The organism is Nocardiopsis synnemataformans (assembly GCF_965343085.1).
GTDB lineage: Bacteria > Actinomycetota > Actinomycetes > Streptosporangiales > Streptosporangiaceae > Nocardiopsis > Nocardiopsis alborubida.
Window position 1 is genome coordinate 93264 of the sequence record NZ_CBDRFA010000016.1, and the last position, 20447, is coordinate 113710.

Below are 20447 nucleotides of genomic sequence, written 5' to 3' on the forward strand. Positions count from 1 at the left end.
TGCCGACCCCGTCCGCCGCCCCGGGAGTGCGCCCCGGGGCAGCGGACGGGACCGGGTTCAGGTCAGGCCAGGTCAGGTCAGGTCCGAGTACCGCCCGACGTTGGGCACCGGCGGAGTGTCCTTCGGCCGCACACCGATCTTGGACCCCAGCCACACCAGGGGGTCGTACTTGCGGTCCGCCACCCGCTCCTTGAGCGGGATCAGCGCGTTGTCGGTGATGCGGATGTTCTCCGGGCACACCTCCGTGCAGCACTTGGTGATGTTGCAGTAGCCCAGCCCGAACTCCTCCTGGGCGATGAGCCTGCGGTCGGCGGTGTCCTCGGGGTGCATCTCCAACTCCGCCACCCGCATGAGGTAGCGCGGCCCCGAGAAGTGCTCCTTGTTCTCCTCGTGGTCGCGGATCACGTGGCACACGTTGTTGCACAGGAAGCACTCGATGCACTTGCGGAACTCCTGCTGGCGTTCCACGTCCTCCTGACGCATCCGGAAGTCACCCGGCGCCTTGGCCGGATCCGGGCTGAACGAGGGGATCTCCCGCGCCTTCTGGTAGTTGTACGACACGTCGCAGACCAGGTCCCGGATCACCGGGAAGGTCTGCATCGGTGCCACGGTCACCACCTCGTCCTCGTCGAACACGCTCATCCGCGTCATGCACGACAGCCGGGGACGGCCGTTGATCTCCACCGAGCACGAACCGCACTTGCCGGCCTTGCAGTTCCACCGCACCGCCAGGTCCGGGGTCTGCGTGGCCTGGAGGCGGTGCAGCACGTCGAGCACCACCTCGCCCTCGTTGACCTCGACCCGGTACTCGGCGAGCCCGCCTTCGCCCGAACCCCGCCACACCCGGAACACACGCTCGCTCATGACTGGCCCTCCTCGGCCGCGTCGTCCGCCGCCCCCGTCGTCCCCGCCGCGGGCAGCTCCTCCTCCGTCAGGTACTTGGCCAGCTCGTCGCGTTCGAAGAGGGAGAGCAGCCCGGCCGGGATGTCGGCGACCGGGAGCCGCGACAGCGACACCCGGTCGGCGCGGTCGGCCCGCACCGCCAGGTTCACCCGCCGCCACTCGGCCGACATACCGGGGAAGTCCTCGCGCGTGTGCCCGCCGCGCGACTCCGTGCGCTCCAGGGCGGCGGTGGTGACCGCGCGCGAGACCAGGACCATGTTGGGCAGCGCCAGCGCCAGGTGCCAGCCCGGGTTGTACACCCGGTCGCCCGGCGCGCTGAGCATGCGCGACCGCTCCTCCAGCTCCGCCAGCCGCTCCAGGGCCCGCTCCATCTCCGGGCCCTTGCGGATGATGCCCACCAGGTCGTTCATGGTCTCCTGGAGGTCGGTGTGCAGCGTGTACGGGTTCTCGCCGTCGCCCTGCTTGAGGAAGTCCAGCGCGTACGAGGACGCCTCGGCCGCGATCCGGTCCAGGAGCCCGGCCGGTGAGGGCCGCTCTCCGAGCCCGTCCACGTAGGCCGCGGCGCCCAGCCCGGCCCTGCGCCCGAACACCAGCAGGTCCGACAGGGAGTTGCCGCCCAGCCGGTTGGATCCGTGCATGCCGCCCGCCACCTCACCGGCCGCGAACAGCCCGGGCACGTCGGAGGCGGCGGTGTCGGCGTCCACCCGCACCCCGCCCATCACGTAGTGGCAGGTCGGGCCCACCTCCATGGGCTCGGCGGTGATGTCCACGTCCGCCAGCTCCTTGAACTGGTGGTGCATGGACGGCAGCCGCTTCCTGATCTCCTCGGCGGGCAGGCGCGTGGACACGTCCAGGAACACGCCGCCGTGCGGCGAGCCGCGCCCCTCCTTGACCTCGGTGTTGATCGCCCGCGCCACCTCGTCGCGGGGCAGCAGCTCCGGCGGCCTGCGGTGCTTGGCGGGGTCGTCGTACCAGCCGTCGGCCTCCTCCTCGCTCTCCGCGTACTGGGAGCGGAACACGTCCGGCACGTAGTCGAACATGAACCGCCTGCCCTCGGAGTTGCGCAGCACGCCGCCGTCGCCGCGCACCGACTCGGTGACGAGGATGCCCTTCACCGAAGGCGGCCAGACCATCCCGGTGGGGTGGAACTGGACGAACTCCATGTTGATCAGGGACGCCCCGGCCCGCAGGGCCAGCGCGTGGCCGTCGCCGGTGTACTCCCAGGAGTTGGAGGTGGTGCGGAAGGCCTTGCCGATGCCGCCGGTGGCCAGGACCACCGAGGGCGCCTCGAACAGGACGAACCCGCCGTCCACCCGGCGGTAGCCGAACGCGCCGACGATCCGGCCCGGAGTCCTCCCGTCCGCGCCCCTGCCAGCACTCCCGTCCGCGTCCACGGCCGTGGCACCGGCACTGCCACCAGCACCAGTACTGCCACCGGCACCAGTGCTGCCACCAGCACCGCCGCCGGGTCCGTCCTCCTCGGTGACCAGGCGGGTGATCGCGGTCTCGGCGAACACGCGGATCCGCGCCTCGGGGTCGCCCAGCTCCGCGGCGTCCTCCTGCTGGAGCGCGACGACCCGCTGCTGGAGGGTGCGGATCATCTCCAGGCCGGTGCGGTCGCCCACGTGCGCCAGCCTCGGGTACTCGTGGCCGCCGAAGTTGCGCTGGCTGATCTTGCCCTCGGCGGTGCGGTCGAAGAGCGCGCCCCAGTACTCCAGCTCCAGGATGCGCTCGGGCGCCTCGCGGGCGTGCAGTTCGGCCATGCGCGGATCGTTGAGGAACTTGCCGCCGCGGACGGTGTCGCGGAAGTGCACGCGCCACTCGTCGTCGGGGTTGGCGTTGCCCAGGGCGGCCGCCGCGCCGCCCTCGGCCATCACCGTGTGGGCCTTGCCGAACAGCGACTTGGAGATCACCGCGGTGCGCTTGCCCTGCTCGCGGGCGGCGATCGCGGCCCGCAGCCCGGCTCCGCCCGCCCCGATCACCACGACGTCGTAGGCGTACCGGGTGATCCCGGGTTCTGCTGTGGGGGGCATCTGGTCGTGCCTTCCTTCCCCTTGGCTCAGTTGAGGATGCGCAGGTCGTTGATGGTGCCGCTGGCGATCAGGGCGATGTAGGCGTCCGTGAGGATCAGGGTCGCGATGCTCAGCCAGCCGAAGTACATGTGCCGGTGGTTGAGCGTGGAGAGGCGGCCCCACATCCAGTAGCGGACGGGGTGCCTGCCGAAGCTGCGCAGCCGTCCGCCGAAGACGTGGCGGCACGAGTGGCAGCTGAGCGTGTAGCCCCACAGCATGACCACGTTGAGGAGCATGATGAGGTTGCCCAGCCCGATGCCGAAGCCGCCGTCGGTCCCGTGGAAGAAGGGGACCAGCATGTCCCACGTGTTGAGGACCGTGAGGGCGAGGGCGGCGTAGAAGAAGTAGCGGTGGCCGTTCTGGACCAGCATCAGCGGCCGGGTCTCGCCGGTGTAGGCCCCGTGGGGCTCGCGCACGGCGCAGGCCGGGGGCGAGAACCAGAACGAGCGGTAGTAGGCCTTGCGGTAGTAGTAGCAGGTCAGCCGGAACAGCAGCAGGATCGGCAGGCTGATCAGGGCGTAGGGGATGAGCGGCGGGAACTCCACCGGCAGGCGTCCGAACAGGGCCGCGTCGGGCGCGCACTGCTGCGCGATGCACGGCGAGTAGAACGGGGTCAGGTAGTGGTGCTCCTGGACCCAGTAGTGGTCCTGCTGGAGCACCCGCAGGGTCGCGTAGACGACGAAGGTGGCCAGCCCCAGCGCGGTGAGGAGGGGGCCGAGCCACCAGTTGTCGGTGCGCAGGGTTCGTTGGGGGACACGTGCCCGGCCGCCCCCGGGGCCTGCGCTTTCGGTCGCTGTCACCGTTGTCTTGCACCTCCTGTGGGAAGGTCCCGGCCGGGCGGGGCGCGGTACCCGCCCGCTTCGGCCGCGACCGCTGCGCCGGACGGCTGCGGGGAGGAGCCGTAGCGAACCGGCCCGCAACGCAACGTTAGGGCGTTGTGATCACGGTCACGTCCCGGAGGGCGATGGGAGTCGGGGAAAGCTGTGTGAAATAGGCCACTTGGGAGCGCTTATTTGGGGTGTTTTGTCGGGTTAAGTAGGTAGAAATCCCTTATGCCGAACCCGTTGCTCCAGGGGCACAAGTGGCATGTGGTAAAGGAGATATCCGCCGGAATCCGACGCTCGACCCAGAGACCGTCGGCGAACCGCCGCAGGGATGGCTCGCGGGCACGTTCGCTGGCGCCTCCCCCGGCCCCGGCGAGCTGTGGCCGGTCATGGGCTGGTGGGCCGAGGTTGACCGGTAGGACCACACTCCAGTGCGGTCTCGCGTCCGCGCTGGTCGGCACCGCACACGTCCAGGGGGTGGAACCGGTGCATGACTGGTTTGCAAAATCCCCGTGCACATCTCTCGGTAGTTGGGTAGTAACGGAGGGTGAACGAGATGGTCTCGTTCCCCAACCGAGAGGACGCACCACATGACCACGGCCTCCGCCGACCCGATCGCCACCCGCTATGGCCGGCTCTTCGACGCCTTCGACACCGATGAGGACGGCCGCGTCGAGTGGGACGACTTCCAGCGCCTCGTCGACCGCTACCTCGCGGTCTACGGGGTGGACCGCTACGACCGCAGGGCCCAGGCGCTGCTGTCCTGCTACCAGATGCTGTGGGTGGAGCTGCTGCGCCACAGCAACGCCGACACCAGCCGCCTGAACCGGGACCAGTTCGTCGAGGCCCTGCGCCTCACCACGGTTGACACCAGCCGGTTCAACATGAACGACGGGCTGCCCCACGCCGTCTTCGACCTCATCGACGCCGACGGCGACAACGAGATCAGCGTGCAGGAAGGCAACCGTTTCCTGGAAAGCCAGAAGACCGTCAGCCACGACGCGGTACGGCGCTTCGCGAAACTGGACGCCGACGGCGACGGCCGGATCAGCCGCCAGGAGTTCATCCGCGCGCATCGGGAGTTCCTCCACAGTGCGGACCCCGAGGCTGCGGGCGGTGTGGCCTTCGGCGTCCTGTGAGCACAGGCCCCGACTCCTGATCGGAGGACGGGGAGGATCCCCACCCTCCCGCGTTCGGCCACGGTGCGGCCACGACAGCCCCCGCGCGACGCCCCGTCGCGTGGGGGTTTCTGTTGCCCGGACCTGGCACCGGGACAGCCCCGGCGCCCGCTCGCAGCAGCGCAGGGAGGGCGGCATGGTCGAACACCGGGGAACCGCGGGCCTCGCGGTGGGTGCGGTCGTAGGGCGGCGGCGGGCCGGGGCGGGCATAGACCCCATTTGCGCAGGCAGCGGTGATACCGGCCCTTTCGGGGCCGACCCGGACCGGCCCGGGTTCCCCTTCGGGACCGACCGCATCGGTGCCCCGGCCCGGGGCGGTAACGGCCCATATGCGCACCCACCGGACCCGCGCAGCGGCCGATCGCGGCACACCCGGCCGGTTCTCCCCGGCCGTGGCTGGACACGGGGCGAGGATGGCCCGGTCCGAGCACGCGACCCACTGAGAAGGAGCACACGATGTCCGCCTTCACCATGACCGACGGAACCGACACCGACCTGCAGGATTGGATGGACGGGCACCACCGCGTCGAGTACCCCTCCGCCAAGACCGGCGACGAGGAGATCCACGTCTACGCCCAGGCCGCGAACGGCAACCCGGTCTACGGCGAGGACGTGTGGATCTCGTCGGGAGGCTACGACATCCAGGTGCCGCGGAAGTGGGGCACCCTGCAGGTGCACGTGAACTTCGATTTCGACGAGAGCGTCATGTCCGCCGAGCTGGGCTGTGCGCTGCCCTTCCACCCCACCCTGCGCCTGGTCAAGACAACGAGCAGTCTCCCCGAGGGGGTCACCGTCCAGTTCGCAGTGTCCTTCGTCAGCGGCAAGATCACCCTCTACCCCAAAGACGGCTGGCTGCGGATGAGCATCGACGGCGCGGCCATGGGGGAGAAGATGATGTTCGACATCAAGCTGATTTCCATCCACTAGTGACGTCCGGCGCCCCAGGAGGCGGGTGACCAGTGGTTGCCCGGTGACACTGGGGTCACGACCCGGTCGCCACCGCCCCCGCGCGTCGCGCGGGGGCTCCGCTGTGCCCGGTTTCGTCAACCGGGGTTGTCTGAGTGCGGGCAGGGGCGACTTGTCACTATGGCCGGACCGCCCTCGGGTGCCGCCGACACACCGCTCCGCACCCTTTCCGGAGTGCTCGGTCGGTCCTCGTCGCGCACCGCCTGCCACACCCTCGTGTTGGTCGGCCGACGACGAACACGGCGGAGTGCGGCCATCCGCCCGGCGGGTCAGTCCGACTCGTCCCCGCCGGAGAGCAGGACCTCCAGGTCCGGCCCCAGGTCCTGCGGCGACATGCCCAGCAGGTAGCCGTTGAGGTGGCGGCGGAACGCCTCCGCCGAGTGCGAGGGCTCCACGTCCCGGCGCCGCGCCAGCGCCACCGTCCGCAGCAGGCGGGGGCGGGCCAGCGGCGTTCCGCGCAGGCTCTGCCGGTTGCGCAGCACCATGCTCGGCACCACCGCCAGCCCCATGCCCGCTTCCACGAACCGCAGCACGGCGTCCATCTCCCCGCCCTCCACGGCCAGCTCGGGCTCGAACCCGGACGCCCGGCACGCGCGCAGCGTCGCCTCGCGCACGTCGTAGCCGCGCCGGAACATCACCAGGGGGCGCCCGCGCAGCTCGGTGATGCGGATCGAGGCCCGCCCGTTGGGGGAGGGGCCCGACATCGGGCTCGCCACCACCAGGTTCTCCCGCAGGATCGGCGTGGTGGAGAAGTCGGGGTCGCTGCTGTGCAGCGGCAGGATGATCAGCGCCAGGTCCAGCTCGCCCCGCCCCAGGTCGCGGATGAGGTCGCGCGAGCCGCTCTCCTCCACCTGGAGCTCGATCCCGGGGAATCGCGTGTGGAAGTCGGCGAGCACGTCGGCCAGCAGCCCCGCGCACAGCGACGGGGTCGCGCCGAGCCGCACGCGGCCCCGGCGCACCCCGGCCAGCTCCGCGACCTCGCGCCGGGCCGTCTCCAGGTCGGCGAGCATGCGCTGGGCCAGCGGAAGCAGCGCCTCACCGGCCGGTGTGAGTGTGATGTTTCCCCGGGCACGACTGAATAACGGCGCACCCAGCTCCTGCTCAAGGCCGCGGATCTGTTTGCTCAAACTGGGCTGCGCGACGCGCGAAAGCTCTGCTGCGCGGGTGAAATGGCGTGTGCGGGCCACCGCGACGAAGTAGGCGAGCTGCTGGAACTGCATGTTCCATAGCCTACGTCTATCGACTCAAGCATCCTGATGACTTGGACGTCAGACTTAACCAGAACTTACAGTGACAGGCTGTGGCGAACAGTACCTTGACCAAGAAGCGGTCTACGGCCTACGGGTCCACGGTGGCGCTCAAAGCAGCGATGGCGGTCACCGGGGCGATCCTCGTGCTGTATTTGATCGCGCACATGTACGGCAACCTCAAGATCTTCTCGGGCCAGGAGGCTTTTGACGGCTACGCCCACAGCCTCCGGGAGCTGGGCTACCCGCTGCTGCCCGAGAGCGGATTCCTGTGGATCTTCCGCATCGTCCTGCTGGCGAGCGTCCTGATCCACATCTACGCGGCGGTGTCGCTGTGGGCCCGCGCCCGCAAGGCGCGTCCCGCCGCCCAGCGCTACCAGGTGAAGAAGAGGGTGGCCCGCAGCTACGCCTCCTACACCATGCGCTACGGCGGCGTCCTGGTCGCGCTGTTCGTGGTCTTCCACATCCTGCACCTGACCACGAACACCATCGCTCCCGGCGGTGCGTCCGACAGCCCCTACGAGCGGCTCGTGAACGGGTTCCAGCCCGAGTTCTGGTACGTGACCCTGTTCTACGTCCTGTCCGTGATCGCTGTGGGCCTGCACCTGCGGCACGGCATCTGGAGCGCCCTGGCCACCCTCGGCGTCAACCAGGCCAGCCGTCAGGGCATGCTCAACGCGGTCGCCGTGGGTCTGTCGCTGATCGTGACCGTCGGCTTCCTGCTCCCGCCTCTGGCGGTCACCTTTGGACTGGTGAGTTAATTGTCTGAGAACGACTTCTACCGCGTGGGCGACCCGATCCGGGACGAGAAGGCCCCGGAGGGCCCGATCAACGAGCGCTGGGACAAGCGGCGCTTCTCGGCCAAGCTGGTCAACCCCGCGAACCGGCGCAAGCTCTCGGTGATCATGGTGGGCACCGGCCTGGCCGGCGCCTCCGCGGCCGCGACCCTGGGCGAGGCGGGCTACAACGTCACCTCGTTCTGCTACCAGGACAGCCCGCGCCGCGCGCACTCCATCGCGGCCCAGGGCGGCATCAACGCCGCCAAGAACTACCGCAACGACGGCGACAGCATCTACCGGCTGTTCTACGACACCGTCAAGGGCGGTGACTTCCGCTCCCGCGAGTCGAACGTCTACCGCCTGGCCCAGACCAGTGTCGAGATCATCGACCAGTGCGTCGCCCAGGGCGTGCCCTTCGCCCGCGAGTACGGCGGCCTGCTCGACAACCGCTCCTTCGGCGGCGTGCAGGTCTCGCGCACCTTCTACGCGCGCGGCCAGACGGGCCAGCAGCTGCTCATCGGCGCCTACCAGGCGCTGGAGCGCCAGGTCGCGGCGGGCAGCGTCAAGATGAACACCCGCCACGAGATGCTGGAAGTCATCGTCGTGGACGGCCGGGCGCGCGGCGTCATCGTCCGCGACATGGTCACCGGTGAGATCGAGACGCACTTCGCCGACGCCGTGGTGCTGGCCACCGGCGGCTACGGCAACGTGTTCTTCCTGTCGACCAACGCGATGGGCTCGAACGTCACCGCGACCTGGCGCGCGCACCGCAAGGGCGCGCTCTTCGCCAACCCGTGCTACACGCAGATCCACCCGACCTGCATCCCGGTCAGCGGCGACTACCAGTCCAAGCTGACCCTGATGAGCGAGTCGCTGCGCAACGACGGCCGCATCTGGGTGCCCAAGGCGCACGGGGACACCCGCGACCCGCGCCAGATCCCCGAGGACGAGCGCGACTACTACCTGGAGCGCATCTACCCGGCCTTCGGCAACCTGGTGCCGCGCGACATCGCCTCCCGCGCCGCCAAGAACGTCTGCGACGAGGGCCGCGGCGTCGGCCCCGGCGGTCTGGGCGTCTACCTGGACTTCGCCGACGCCATCGGGCGCATGGGGCAGGACGCCGTCGAGGCCAAGTACGGCAACCTGTTCGACATGTACCAGCGCATCACCGGCGAGAACCCGTACGAGGTTCCGATGCGCATCTACCCGGCGGTGCACTACACCATGGGCGGCCTGTGGGTCGACTACGACCTCCAGAGCTCCATCCCGGGCCTGTTCGTGACCGGTGAGGCCAACTTCTCCGACCACGGCGCCAACCGCCTGGGCGCCAGCGCGCTGATGCAGGGGCTGGCGGACGGCTACTTCGTCCTGCCCAACACCATCAACGACTACCTGTCGGCGGGTCCCTTCGACGCCATCGACGAGTCGCACCCCGAGGCCGTGTCGGCCAAGGACCAGGTGGTCTCCCGCATCGACAAGCTGCTCTCCATCCAGGGCTCCCGCACCGTCGACTCCTTCCACAAGGAGCTCGGCCACATCATGTGGGAGTACTGCGGCATGGAGCGCAGCGAGGAGGGCCTGACCAAGGCCATCGAGCTCATCCGGGCGCTGCGCGCCGAGTTCTGGCGCGACGTCAAGGTGCTGGGCACCAACGAGGAGTTCAACCAGGCCCTGGAGAAGGCCAACCGCGTGGCCGACTTCCTGGAGCTGGGCGAGCTCATGTGCATCGACGCCCTGCACCGCCGCGAGTCCTGCGGCGGCCACTTCCGCGCCGAGAGCCAGACCGAGGACGGCGAGGCGCTGCGCCACGACGACGAGTTCGCCTACGTGGCTGCCTGGGCGTTCGGCGGCGATGACAGCAAGCCCGTACTCCACAAGGAGAACCTGGAGTACGAGTACGTCGAGATGAAGCAGCGGAGCTACAAGTGAACATCACCCTGCGCGTATGGCGTCAGAAGGGGCCGGACGACGAGGGTCGGCTGGCCACGTACAAGCTCACCGACGTCTCCCCGGACATGTCGTTCCTGGAGATGCTCGACGTCCTCAACGAGAAGCTCACGCTGGAGAACGAGGACCCGGTCGCCTTCGACCACGACTGCCGTGAGGGCATCTGCGGTGCCTGCGGTGTCGTGATCGACGGTGAGGCGCACGGCCCCGAGCGCACCACGACCTGCCAGCTGCACATGCGCAGCTTCAACGACGGCGACACCATCACGGTGGAGCCGTGGCGGGCCAAGGCGTTCCCGGTCGTCAGGGACCTGGTCGTGGACCGCGGCGCGTTCGACCGCATCATCCAGGCGGGCGGCTACATCAGCGCCCCGACGGGTACCGCGCCGGACGCCCACGCCAACCCGATCCCGAAGCCGGACGCGGACCGCGCGTTCGACGCCGCGACCTGCATCGGCTGCGGCGCGTGCGTGGCGGCCTGCCCGAACGCCTCCAGCATGCTGTTCACCGCCGCGAAGGTCACGCACCTGGGCATGCTCCCGCAGGGACAGCCCGAGCGGTCCTCGCGCGTGGTGAAGATGATCAACCAGCAGGACGAGGAGGACTTCGGCGGCTGCACCAACATCGGTGAGTGCGCCGCGGTCTGCCCGAAGGGCATCCCGCTGGACACGATCTCGCAGCTCAACCGCGACCTGCTGGGCTCGCTCAGCAAGGGCGTCGGCTAGCCTCCGACCCCTGTCGCACCGCACGGGCCGCGCTCCTTCCGGGGGCGCGGCCCGTCGCCTTTCCCGGAGGTCACTCGGCCAGGTGCCGGAGCGGTCCGGCGCCCTGTTCCGCCGTCTCCCCGGTGCGCTCCGGGGCCTCGCGCGTCTGGCGGCCCGCGACGAAGTCCTCGACGGCGGTGACGACCGCGGCCTCGACGCTGACGCCGTCCTCCTCCGCGGCCTCCCTGATCAGGGCGTGGAGGCCGTCGTGCATGTGCAGATGCATGTCCATGGCACGAAGGTAGCGACTGCCGGAGGCTGGCGGGCGGGAAACGCGGTGATCGACGTGTCGGAGCGGGGGTGCGGCCCGTCGCCGGCTCCGGAGGTCACTCCATGGGAGGCATGAGTTTTCTGAGCTGGTCGGCGATCTCGGAGACGTCCACCGGATCGCCGGTGGTGACGGCGATGACCAGGTCGTAGGCGGCGCTCTGGTCAGGTCTGCCCACCTTCTGGCCGTTGAGTCGGAGGAACAGCTTGGCGCTGACCCAGGCCAGCCTCTTGTTCCCGTCCGACAGGGGATGGCCGATGAGGATCGACTGCATGAGGGCGGCGGCCTTCTGCCACACGTCCGGATAGGCGTCGTCACCGAAGGCGGTGGTCTGCGGGCGCAGCAGCGCCGCGTGGAGCTGGCCGATGTCCCTCACCGTCACATAGGAGGGAAGGGTCGCCTCGATGATCACGCGGACATCGGCCTTGGTGAGGTAACGCGTCACTCGGCGAGCCTCGCCAGCAGCTCAGCGTCCTCTTCGGCGATCTCCAGAGCGTACTGGCGAACCCTCTCGGTCTGACGGTTCGCGAGGAACTCCTTCAGCGCGATGACGACCTCGGTGTTGACGCTGTTGCCGTCCTCTTCGGCGACCTCCCTGATCTCCGCGTGTACGTCCTCGGGCAGGCGTAGATGCATGTTCATGCCGTGATGGTACCTGGAAGTGGTATCACTTGCTGGTGTAGAAGGACGGGCGGAGGAGGAGAGCCCTCCCGGGTGGCCTCAGCCCTCGTGCTCGCGCCAGTGCCGGGGCAGGTCCCCGTACCCGACGCCGATCCCGACGGACGCCCCGTCCAGGCTCTCGACGTCCTCCCAGGCCACGTAGCGCTCGTGGCGGCGCATCCAGCTCAGGACCCGGTGCCACGGGGAGGGAGGTTCCAGCGAGCCCCCGTAGCCGAGGCGGCCAGCGAACGCGCCCCGGCCCAGCACCAGGCCCAGGACGGTGTAGGCCTCCCCGTCGCGGCGCACGACCACGTCCTGGACGGTCCCGACCGTGTGCCCGGAGCTGTCCGTGACCCGGCGGCCGAGCAGTTCGCTGAACAGGAACGCGCTCATCGCCCCGCTCCTGGGATCCGCCCGATGACGTTGCGGCTCAGCCACCTCTCCGCCGCGTGGCTCCCCTCGGGGGCGGGCGTGGACAGACGGGTCGTGGGGGAGAAGTCCTCGACGTCGCCCACCGGGATCCGCACGGGTTCGTGTTCGGAGGGCCGCAGCCTCCTCAGCGCCGTGCGCCACAACCTTCCCAGGCGTCCCGAGAGTCTGGGACCCAGCGCGGCGGAGTCGGTGAGCAGCGCCGTCATGGTCGGCGAGGCTCCCTCCTCCCAGGAGAACTCGACGTCGTCGGTCTTGCCCACCGGCTGCCCGTCGCGGTCGACGATCTGGCGGTCCAGCACGGCGAAGCCGACCCGGAACACGGATTCGCGTTCCTGGTTCTGCGACATCTCATTGCCCCGCTTTCGTGTAGAGCATCAGGGGGATGGCGACGACCGACCCCACGAGCAGCAGGACCAGGTAGATCGATCCCACGATGTTGGTGAACCGCGAGTTCACCCGGTCGCCCAGGTAGCGGCGGTCGTTGGCGACCACGAAGATCGGCAGGTAGGTGAGCGGCAGCGCCACCGCCGACAGCACGATGCTGTACTCGACCACCTTGATCGGGTCGATCCCGGTGAGGACGAAGAGGGCGCCCGCCACCAGGCCCAGCAGGATGACGGAGTGGAAGAGCGCCGCCCGCACGGGCGGCCGGGTCTTGCCCCACGGCCAGCCGAAGTACTGGGCCACGCTGTAGCCCGACGCCAGGGCCGACTCCAGGGCGGCGCCGAAGGTGGCCGCGAAGAAGCCCACGATGACCACGACCAGTCCGAGTTTGCCCAGTGCCGCGACCACCGGGAGCGCGACCTGGCCCAGGTCCTCCACGTGGACGTCGGCGGGCATGAGCCAGGCCGCCGCGCAGCCCATGATGGCCAGGGCGAGCAGGCCGCCCACCGGGAAGCCGAAGAAGATGTTGATCCGGGCCGTGGCCAGGTCGCGGGGGGTCCACCTCTCCTCCACCCCGCTGGAGGAGAAGAACAGGACCGAGTAGGGGGTCATCGTCGCGCCGAACAGCGCGATCGCGTAGTAGGACCACACCGACCACTCCTCGTTCGGGGGAGGGGAGAGGCTCGTGGCGCTGGCCATGAGACCGCCCCAGTCGGGGCCCAGCCGCCACAGGGCGACGGCGAACACGACCAGGGCCAGGCCGAGCAGCCCGTAGGTCTTCTCCATCCAACCGAACGGCATCCGCCACACGACCACCCAGACCAGGACCATGGCCACCGGGACCCACAGCAGGTAGTGGACGCTGCTGGCCAGTTCGAGGGCGAGCGCGATACCGCCGATCTGCGCCGACATGGTCAGCAGGGTGATGACGTAGGACGCCAGCAGGTTGGCCAGGCCCGCGCGGGCGCCGAGCCGCTCGCGGACCAGGTCGAAGACGGCCCGGCCGCTGACGGCCGTGACGCGCGCCGCCATCTCGGTGAAGAGCATGATCCCGATGACGCCGAGGGGGATCACCCAGGCCAGGGACATCCCGAAGCGGGAGCCGACCACGGAGGCGGAGACCAGGTCGCCGATGTCCAGGAACCCGCCGACGGCGGTGAGCATGCCCAGGGTGAAGGACAGGAGGACCCTCACCGGAGCTCCTCCTGGAGTTCCACCAGCGCGGCGGCGGTCTCATGGAGCGCCTCGGCGGCCCCGGCCACTCCGTCGGGGTCCTCCCGCCTCAGCGCGATGCGCAGGGCGGACAGGTCGTGGACGGCGGCGTCGGACAGGTCCGTCAACTCGTCCCGCAGGCCGTCGCAGCTCGGAGAGGGCGGTTGGAGGGCGCCGAAGGTGTCGGTGAGGGACCGGGCGGACTCCTCCACGTCCTGTGCGCTGACCTCCAGGTAGGGCTGGAACGCCCGGTCGTCCTCGGCCAGTTCCGCGACCAGCGTCCCCGTGCGGACGGCCGACAGCAGGTCCCCGGTGGTCTGCCGGGCGTCGTCGAGGTAGGCGTCCGTGGTCAGCGCCGGGGAGGTGCAGGCCGTGCCCGTCAGCGCCAGGGCCGCGGCCAGAGCGGTGAGCGCGCACCGCGTGAGGAGGCCCCGAGCCCCGCGGGGGCGCCCCCGCGGTGGCGGATCGCTGCGGGTCATGGCTCAGGACCCTAACCGCGCGGGATCCGGTGACCGCGCCCATCCGCGGCGTGTCACCGGGGCGGCCGCGCCATGCCACGGGCGAGGTCACGGCATGTCGTCCGTGCGGTCGTGCTGCGCCACGGGGGGCGCGGCGGCCGTCCTCGGACCCGCGGCCCTCAGGTCCGGTAGCGCCGGGCGACCGTGTGGAAGGCCTCCTTGGGCTCCCAGGACGACGGATCGCCCTCGGCCGTCCGCACCACGCCGAACCCGGCCGCGTCCAGGTCGTACACGGGGTTCTCGCTGTGCGGGAAGTCCGGCATGGCGAACGTGAACACGAACGCGCCGTGCACGCCCCGCTCCCGGTACAGCCCCAGCAGCGCGTCGAGGTATCCGGCCTGCACGGCCTCGTTGCGCGCGGTGCCCCGGCGCAGGCGCGGCGGATCGGCGAACCAGTTCACCGCGAGGAAGGACCCCGCTCCCCGCAGGTCGGCCCCGTCGTGCGCGCCGCAGCCGAACTCGGTGATCACCAGGGGCTTGGCGGAACCGCTTCGGAGGGCGTCCAGACGCCGTTCGTAGGCGTCGGCGTCGGTCCCGAACCGGTACAGGTTCACCCCGGCCAGGTCGAAGCCCGACCAGTCCACCTCCTCCCAGCCCCCGGCCCCGTAGGTCACCGGCCCCCCGAAGTTCTCGCGGGCCACGTCCAGGGCCGCGGCGAGCAGCGCGGCGAGCCTGCGCTGCATCCTCTGCTCGAAGGGGCGGCGCAGCCACGGGCGGATGACGAACTGCAGGCGGGCGAACTCGCCCGCCCCGGGGAGCAGGCCGGGGGAGGTCAGCGAGAACTCGGTGCCGACCATGAGGGTCACCCGGCCCGGGTGGTCCAGGCGCAGCTCCTGCGCCATGCGGGCGGTGGCGGCCAGGTGCTCCAGCCGCTCGGCGACCGGCGGGTTCTCCGGCTGCGGGCGCACCCACACGTCCAGCCCCGCCTCCAGGGCGGCGCGCGCGGCGGCCCGCTGGCGTTCGGTGTCGGCGCCGATCAGCATCACCGCGGTGCAGTGCAGGTCCTCGCGGATGACGCGCATGTCGCGCGCCGCCGCCTCCTCGGGTACGCCGTCGGTGTGGTGGGAGATTCCTCGGATGTCCACGCGCCCATCCTGTCAGGAGGCCCGGTGGATCAGAAGACCCGATCCGTCCCCGACCGGGTTCAGGAGGCGGCGGGGCGCAGCATGCAGTAGGCGGAGGGGGCCGCCGTGGGGTGGACCGCCCGCACCATCCGGAAGTCGTAGTCCTCGTAGTAGCCGATGTCCGCCGGGTCCGCCGTCTCCAGGTAGACCGGCACGCCGTCCGCGTCGGCCCGGGCCAGGCCCGCGCGCAGCAGCCGCGCCCCCGCGTCGCTCCCGTCCGCCGCGGGGTCGGCGCCCAGCACGCACAGGTACCAGTGCGGGTCCTCCGGCACGGACGCCCTGAGCTCGCCGTTGTACCAGGCCAGCTCCGGCAGCCGGGACAACCCCACCAGCCGGATCCAGTGCGGCAGCGACCGCAGCGGGACCGCGGCGCCCTCCCGCCTGATGCCGGGCGGCGTCCACAGGGCCGCGCCCCGCACCACCGGTTCGCGCGCGGGGCCCTCCAGGGACTCCGCCACGACGGCGTGGCCGCCGGGGACGTGGCCGAACCCGGCCAGCAGCGCGCACGCGCGGAAGTTCTGCGCCATGCGCAGGCCGTCGTCCGGGAAGAGCCACCGGAAGAGCGGGTCGTGGTAGAGGGCGCGGCTCAGCACCCGTGCCACGGCGGGCACGTCGTTCATGGTCGCGGTGCGGACCGCCTGTACCGCTGTGGGGGTCACGGGCGCTGCCTCTTCCCTGGGGCCGGGGTTCCCTTGTGCCGGGGCTCCGATCACCGCTCATGGTAGGGCTCGCGACCGTCGCGGGTGGGGTGTTTCCTCAGGAAGGGGCAGCGGGCCCGCCGGGCCTCAGGAGGGGTCGCGCAGCAGGAAGTAGTTGGTCCCCGCCTCCGGGCTCTCCGCCTCCCGCACCAGCCGGAACCCGAACCGCTCGTAGAAGCCGACGGTCTTGGGGTTGAGCGTCTGGGTGAACACCGGAAGCCCCTCGGAGTCGGCGCGGTCCAGGCCCGAGGTGAGCAGTCCGCCGCCGACGCCGGTGCCGGAGGCGGCCGGGTCCACGCCCAGCGCCGCCAGGTACAGGTGGGGCTCCTGGGGCGCGGCCAGCTTCCACTCGGCGAACACGCGCACGAACGCGGCCAGGCGGGTGCGGCCGATCAGGGGACCCCAGTGCGGCCAGGTGCGCAGTGACACCAGTTGGCCCTCGGGGTTGGCGGTGGGGGGCGCCCACAGCGCCGCGCCGCGCACCACCGGCGCCTCCTCGCTCTCGTCCCTGGTCTCGGCGACCCTGGTCTCACCCGAGGGAACGTAGCCGAAACCCGCGGTCAGGGCGAAGAAGCGGCGAGTCCTGGCCATCCGCAGCTCGTCGTCGGGGAACAGCCACCGGAAGAGCGGGTCCTCCTGCGCTGACCTGGCCAGAACGCGCGCGACACCGGCGACGTCGTCGATCGTGGCGGCACGGGAGGCTGCTGTGACGGTTGGACTCATCCCGGAATCTCTCTGCTAGGGGCCTTTCGACCATGGTAGATCACGGAACCATCACGACAGTGCCGTGGTGGGGGCCGGGGCGTCCGCGGAGAACGCGGCCGGGACCGGCTGGTCGAACACGTGGGCCCGCACCCAGGCGTGCATCGCGATCGCGGCCGCGGCCCCGGCGTTGATCGACCGGGTCGAGCCGAACTGGGAGATCGACAGCACCGCCCGGCACACCCGCCGCACCTCCTCCGAGAGCCCCGGACCCTCCTGCCCGAACACCAGCACCGCGTTCCTGGGCAGCGGGTAGGTCTCCAGCGGCACAGAGCCCGGCAGGTTGTCCACGCCGAGCAGTGCCAGACCGCGCTCCTCGGCCCACGCCACCAGCGCCTCCGTGTCGGGGTGGTGGTGGACGTGCTGGTAGCGGTCGGTCACCATCGCGCCGCGCTTGTTCCAGCGGCGGCGGCCCACGATGTGCACGGCCGCGCATCCGAACGCGTTGGCGGTGCGCACGACCGAGCCGATGTTGAAGTCGTGCGTCCAGTTCTCCACGGCGACGTGGAAGGGGTGGCGCACGGTGTCGAGGTCGGCCACGATCGCCTCGCGCCGCCAGTACCGGTAGCGGTCCACGACGTTGCGGCGGTCGCCACCGGCCAGCAGTTCGGGGTCGTAGTGGTCGCCCTCGGGCCAGGGGCCCTCCCACGGGCCCACGCCCACCTCGCGCGCCTCGTCCTCGTCGGCGCCGTCCGCGGACGCGCGGGAGGCGGGACCGCGGACGGCGCCGGAGGGAGGGGACTGGGGTGCGGGGTGCTCGTTCATCCGTTCCAGCTTACGAACGCTCCGCGGTGGGGCCTCCTACAGGTGGATGTCCCCGTGGAAGTCGCGGCCCTGGAACACGCGCGCCTTGCCGCTGACGTCCCCCTGGATGCTGTTGTGCACGGCCCCGTCGCCCTCCTGGACGACCTCGCGGCGCAGTTCCTGCATCAGGCCGCGGATGCCGGGGTCCGCGCCCTCGGCCCGCTCCAGGTGCTCGGCGACGGCGGCCAGCGCCTCGGGGTCCTCCGGCTCCAGGAGGGCGTCGTCCAGGGCCTGCTGGGATTCGGGGTCGGAGCGGAAGCGAGCGAAGACCGCCTTGCGCAGGGACTTGAAGGCGGCGACGGTGCCGCCGGTCGCCGCCTCGGTGATCTTGCCGACCGCGCCGGTGACGACGGCGGCGGCGATGGCGAGGGTGACGGGATCGGCCACGGGGGGCTCCTTCGTGAGGGAGGTTGCGTTGTGTACCCAGTCTTCCCCCTCAGGCGCGGCGCTGTCGCCTTCTCGCGACGAGAAGCGCGACCCCGCGCCAGCCGAGCATGGTCGCGGCGAGGAACAGCGAGGTGACGATGACGAAGCTGAGCGGGGCACCCTCTCCCAGGAACACGCGCAGCGCCATCCCCGCGGCCACGGTCACGGCCCACACGAACACGCCCGTCGGCCAGATCCGGCCGGGGGCGGTCCAGGCGCGGGTGACCGCCCAGCCCAGGACCGTCCCGGCGGCGAACGGCCACGCGGTCCAGGCGATCTCGGCCAGGGCCGTGCCGGTCCCGTGGTCGGTCCTGCCGATCACGACGAAGGCCAGCACGCAGACCAGGTCGGCCAGCAGCGCGGCGAGGGCGCGGGGCGCGGTGGAGGAACGCATACGGCCAGGCTATGCCCGGGTCACGGGAGCGGTCGGGCGGGGCGGTGCGGTGCGTCGCGACGTGTCGCGGCGGTGGGCCGCGGGCGCGGGGCGCGGTGGTTCGGGGGAAACCGGTGGGGCGGGCGGAGAGGGGGAGAACCCCTACCGTCGCGGGAGTGTCCTAGGTTGGTGGTCGCCGATCGCTCCGACCGCCGGTGGCGAACGTGCCCCCGCAGCCCCACCCGAACCCCGGATCCAGAAGGTCGTCCACGCCACATGAGCGCCGCCCCCTCGCCCATGCACCCCGGCTCCGCGCCGCCTCCCCTGCCGACCGGTGTGCGACCCCTCACCCCCGACGAGCCCCGGCGTGTCGGTCCCTTCCGGGTGGTGGGCCGGATCGGTTCGGGCGGCATGGGCGTGGTCTACGCGGCGCTGGACGACGCCGACCGGCGGGTGGCGGTCAAGTGCGTGCACCGGGTCTACGCGGGCGACGGGGAGTTCCGGGAGCGCTTCGCCCGTGAGGTCGCCCTGGTGCGCCGGGTGCGCGCGGCCTGCGTGCCCGGGTTCGTGGGCGCCGACACCCGTGCCGAGGTTCCCTGGCTGGCCACCGAGTACGTCCCCGGACTGACCCTGGACGCCCGTGTGCGGGCCCGGGGGCCGCTCGCCGGCGCGGCACTCACCGCGTTCGCGCTGGGCGTGGCCGAGGCCCTGACCGCGATCCACGGGACGGGTGTGGTGCACCGCGACCTCAAGCCCGGCAACGTGATCCTGTCCCCGGACGGCCCGAGGGTGCTGGACTTCGGTATCGCGCGGACGGTCGACGGCACCGCGCTCACCCGGACCGGCGGGCTGGTCGGCACGCCGGGCTGGACCTCCCCGGAGCAGTACGCGGGACGTGGGGCCACCGACCGCTCCGACATGTTCGCCTGGGGCGGGCTGGTGGCCTTCGCCGCCACCGGACGCAACCCGTTCGGCGCGGGCGGCACCGACACCATGGTGCCGCGCGTGCTGTCGGAGCCGCCGGACCTGGAGGGCCTTCCCGGGGCCCTGCGCGCGCTGGTGGAGCGGGCCCTGGACAAGGACCCGGCGCGGCGGCCGGACGCGGACGCGGCGCTGCGGGAGACGGCCGCGCTGCTGCGCGCCGCCTCCGGTGAGGACACCGGCGCGGACCTCCCCCGGCTCGTGGCACGGGCCTGGACCGGCGCCGCCGACCCCGACGACGGCCGGACCGACCTCTGGCGCTTCCACGCCCCGCCCCGGCGCTCCTGGGCACGTCGCAACCAGCGGCCCCTGGCGGTCGGCGCGGCCGGACTCGCGCTCGCCGTACTGGCCGGGACGGGTCTGGTCTCCCTCTCCGGCGGCGGGGAGGGAGGGTCCGGGGCGACGGGCGACGGTACCTCCGACGGGGGGACCTCCACCGCGGACGCCGCCGACGGCAGCGGTGCGGGACAGGGGAGCGCGGGGGTGGCGGGGGAGGACGTTCCCGCCGAGTACCGGGACCTGTACGCCACCGGGACCGTGGCCGTGGAGCCCGTCCCCGGCGACAGCGCCCGACTGGTCCGCACGCTCGAACCCGCGGAAGGGGACGGCGAAGCGCTGGACCAACTGCGGCTGACCCTCACCCGCGGGGAGCGCTTCACGAACTCGGTCACCGTCACGGCCACCGCCGAGTACCTCCCCGACTTCGGCGGGCTGAGCGTCCACAGCGACGACTTCGCCTGGGTGGGCCAGATCACCCCCGGGCAGGACCACCTCGACTTCTCCCGGCCCGGCAGCCGGGGCCTGCTCGCCGAACTCGACCCGGCGAACCCCGTCGCCGAGTTCACCGTGACGATCGTCGGCGCCGTCACCGGCGGCGTCTTCTACTACCTGCCCGCGGAGGCCCTGGACGAGGAGCAGCGGATCGCCCCCGGCTACCCCGGCGGCTTCTGCCACGTGGCACCGGATCTGGGCGACGAGCAGACCTACCCCGGCTTCACCGACTCGCCGGGACTCGCCCCGCACGACGCCACCCTGGTCGGCGGCGTCCCCGTCAACAGCTGCGTGTACCAGGAGTCCGACCCGTTCTCCTGAGCCGCGCCCACCGCCTTCGACCCCGAACCCCCA

The 20447-nt window shown here is 71.3% G+C and carries 23 protein-coding genes; 6 read left to right on the forward strand and 17 right to left on the reverse strand.

What is annotated here, in order from left to right; all coding sequences use genetic code 11:
- Window positions 1–72: 72 nt before the first annotated feature.
- The 3 genes from ACSIH6_RS11925 to sdhC are packed head-to-tail and all read right to left on the reverse strand — an operon-like array spanning window position 73 to window position 3775.
- Window positions 73–864 carry a succinate dehydrogenase/fumarate reductase iron-sulfur subunit gene (locus tag ACSIH6_RS11925; protein ID WP_435108311.1) on the reverse strand — a complete coding sequence of 264 codons (792 nt, stop codon included), beginning with the start codon at window positions 862–864 and terminating at the stop codon, window positions 73–75.
- Entirely contained in the window at window positions 861–2936 is a 2076-nt protein-coding gene (locus ACSIH6_RS11930; RefSeq protein WP_435108312.1) for a fumarate reductase/succinate dehydrogenase flavoprotein subunit, read from the reverse strand. The genes ACSIH6_RS11925 and ACSIH6_RS11930 overlap by 4 nt, the downstream gene beginning before the upstream one ends.
- A 26-nt stretch (window positions 2937–2962) precedes the next feature.
- Complete coding sequence (sdhC, locus tag ACSIH6_RS11935; protein WP_435108313.1) at window positions 2963–3775, reverse strand: succinate dehydrogenase subunit SdhC; 813 nt, start codon at window positions 3773–3775, stop codon at window positions 2963–2965.
- Window positions 3776–4389: 614 nt separating this feature from the next.
- Between sdhC and ACSIH6_RS11940 the strand changes: the two genes are divergently transcribed.
- Both ACSIH6_RS11940 and ACSIH6_RS11945 read left to right on the forward strand, forming a co-directional pair.
- Complete coding sequence (locus ACSIH6_RS11940; RefSeq protein WP_435108314.1) at window positions 4390–4938, forward strand: EF-hand domain-containing protein; 549 nt, start codon at window positions 4390–4392, stop codon at window positions 4936–4938.
- 495 nt (window positions 4939–5433) lie between these two features.
- Window positions 5434–5904: a hypothetical protein gene (locus ACSIH6_RS11945; RefSeq protein ID WP_435108315.1), complete on the forward strand. Its 471-nt coding sequence runs from the start codon at window positions 5434–5436 to the stop codon at window positions 5902–5904.
- Window positions 5905–6212: 308 nt separating this feature from the next.
- Here ACSIH6_RS11945 and ACSIH6_RS11950 read toward each other — a convergent pair whose 3' ends face one another.
- Window positions 6213–7163, reverse strand: a complete 951-nt coding sequence (locus ACSIH6_RS11950) for a LysR family transcriptional regulator (RefSeq protein WP_435108316.1) — start codon at window positions 7161–7163, stop codon at window positions 6213–6215.
- 131 nt (window positions 7164–7294) lie between these two features.
- Here ACSIH6_RS11950 and ACSIH6_RS11955 point away from each other — a divergent pair, with 131 nt between their 5' ends.
- From ACSIH6_RS11955 to ACSIH6_RS11965, 3 genes are read left to right on the forward strand one after another with little or no spacing between them, the layout of a single operon-like run.
- Entirely contained in the window at window positions 7295–7951 is a 657-nt protein-coding gene (locus ACSIH6_RS11955) for a succinate dehydrogenase cytochrome b subunit (protein WP_435108344.1), read from the forward strand.
- The gene (locus ACSIH6_RS11960; protein WP_435108317.1) at window positions 7952–9898 is read left to right on the forward strand and encodes a fumarate reductase/succinate dehydrogenase flavoprotein subunit; all 1947 of its coding nucleotides are present in this window, start codon (window positions 7952–7954) and stop codon (window positions 9896–9898) included. It begins immediately after the preceding gene.
- The gene (locus tag ACSIH6_RS11965; RefSeq protein WP_017564106.1) at window positions 9895–10641 is read left to right on the forward strand and encodes a succinate dehydrogenase/fumarate reductase iron-sulfur subunit; all 747 of its coding nucleotides are present in this window, start codon (window positions 9895–9897) and stop codon (window positions 10639–10641) included. Before ACSIH6_RS11960 ends, ACSIH6_RS11965 begins: the two co-directional genes overlap by 4 nt.
- A 70-nt stretch (window positions 10642–10711) precedes the next feature.
- On the opposite strand, the gene ACSIH6_RS11970 is transcribed toward ACSIH6_RS11965, so the two are convergent.
- From ACSIH6_RS11970 to ACSIH6_RS12030, 13 genes are all read right to left on the reverse strand, one after another.
- Window positions 10712–10912: a CopG family transcriptional regulator gene (locus tag ACSIH6_RS11970; protein WP_435108318.1), complete on the reverse strand. Its 201-nt coding sequence runs from the start codon at window positions 10910–10912 to the stop codon at window positions 10712–10714.
- Window positions 10913–11006: 94 nt separating this feature from the next.
- Complete coding sequence (locus ACSIH6_RS11975; protein WP_435108319.1) at window positions 11007–11393, reverse strand: type II toxin-antitoxin system death-on-curing family toxin; 387 nt, start codon at window positions 11391–11393, stop codon at window positions 11007–11009.
- Complete coding sequence (locus ACSIH6_RS11980; protein WP_435108320.1) at window positions 11390–11590, reverse strand: Arc family DNA-binding protein; 201 nt, start codon at window positions 11588–11590, stop codon at window positions 11390–11392. The genes ACSIH6_RS11975 and ACSIH6_RS11980 overlap by 4 nt, the downstream gene beginning before the upstream one ends.
- A gap of 78 nt (window positions 11591–11668) precedes the next feature.
- Window positions 11669–12001 carry a PRC-barrel domain-containing protein gene (locus tag ACSIH6_RS11985; RefSeq protein WP_435108321.1) on the reverse strand — a complete coding sequence of 111 codons (333 nt, stop codon included), beginning with the start codon at window positions 11999–12001 and terminating at the stop codon, window positions 11669–11671.
- Window positions 11998–12387, reverse strand: coding sequence for a hypothetical protein (locus ACSIH6_RS11990; protein WP_435108322.1), 390 nt, complete (start codon window positions 12385–12387; stop codon window positions 11998–12000). The genes ACSIH6_RS11985 and ACSIH6_RS11990 overlap by 4 nt, the downstream gene beginning before the upstream one ends.
- Window position 12388: 1 nt before the next feature.
- Window positions 12389–13618, reverse strand: coding sequence for an NRAMP family divalent metal transporter (locus tag ACSIH6_RS11995; RefSeq protein WP_435108323.1), 1230 nt, complete (start codon window positions 13616–13618; stop codon window positions 12389–12391).
- Window positions 13615–14115 (reverse strand): hypothetical protein, encoded by a 501-nt coding sequence (locus ACSIH6_RS12000; protein WP_435108324.1) that lies wholly within the window; start codon window positions 14113–14115, stop codon window positions 13615–13617. Before ACSIH6_RS12000 ends, ACSIH6_RS11995 begins: the two co-directional genes overlap by 4 nt.
- Window positions 14116–14273: 158 nt before the next feature.
- Window positions 14274–15239 carry a glycoside hydrolase family 113 protein gene (locus ACSIH6_RS12005; protein WP_435108325.1) on the reverse strand — a complete coding sequence of 322 codons (966 nt, stop codon included), beginning with the start codon at window positions 15237–15239 and terminating at the stop codon, window positions 14274–14276.
- Between the two features lie 59 nt (window positions 15240–15298).
- Window positions 15299–15937: a GNAT family N-acetyltransferase gene (locus ACSIH6_RS12010; RefSeq protein WP_435108326.1), complete on the reverse strand. Its 639-nt coding sequence runs from the start codon at window positions 15935–15937 to the stop codon at window positions 15299–15301.
- A 126-nt stretch (window positions 15938–16063) separates the two neighbouring features.
- The gene (locus ACSIH6_RS12015; protein WP_435108327.1) at window positions 16064–16699 is read right to left on the reverse strand and encodes a GNAT family N-acetyltransferase; all 636 of its coding nucleotides are present in this window, start codon (window positions 16697–16699) and stop codon (window positions 16064–16066) included.
- A gap of 51 nt (window positions 16700–16750) precedes the next feature.
- Window positions 16751–17503, reverse strand: coding sequence for a TrmH family RNA methyltransferase (locus ACSIH6_RS12020; RefSeq protein WP_435108328.1), 753 nt, complete (start codon window positions 17501–17503; stop codon window positions 16751–16753).
- Between the two features lie 36 nt (window positions 17504–17539).
- Window positions 17540–17929: a hypothetical protein gene (locus ACSIH6_RS12025; protein WP_435108329.1), complete on the reverse strand. Its 390-nt coding sequence runs from the start codon at window positions 17927–17929 to the stop codon at window positions 17540–17542.
- A gap of 49 nt (window positions 17930–17978) precedes the next feature.
- On the reverse strand, window positions 17979–18362 hold the full coding sequence (locus ACSIH6_RS12030) for a DUF3054 domain-containing protein (protein WP_435108330.1): 384 nt from the start codon (window positions 18360–18362) through the stop codon (window positions 17979–17981).
- Window positions 18363–18617: 255 nt separating this feature from the next.
- Between ACSIH6_RS12030 and ACSIH6_RS12035 the strand changes: the two genes are divergently transcribed.
- Entirely contained in the window at window positions 18618–20414 is a 1797-nt protein-coding gene (locus tag ACSIH6_RS12035) for a serine/threonine-protein kinase (protein WP_435108331.1), read from the forward strand.
- The last annotated feature ends 33 nt before the right edge of the window (window positions 20415–20447 follow it).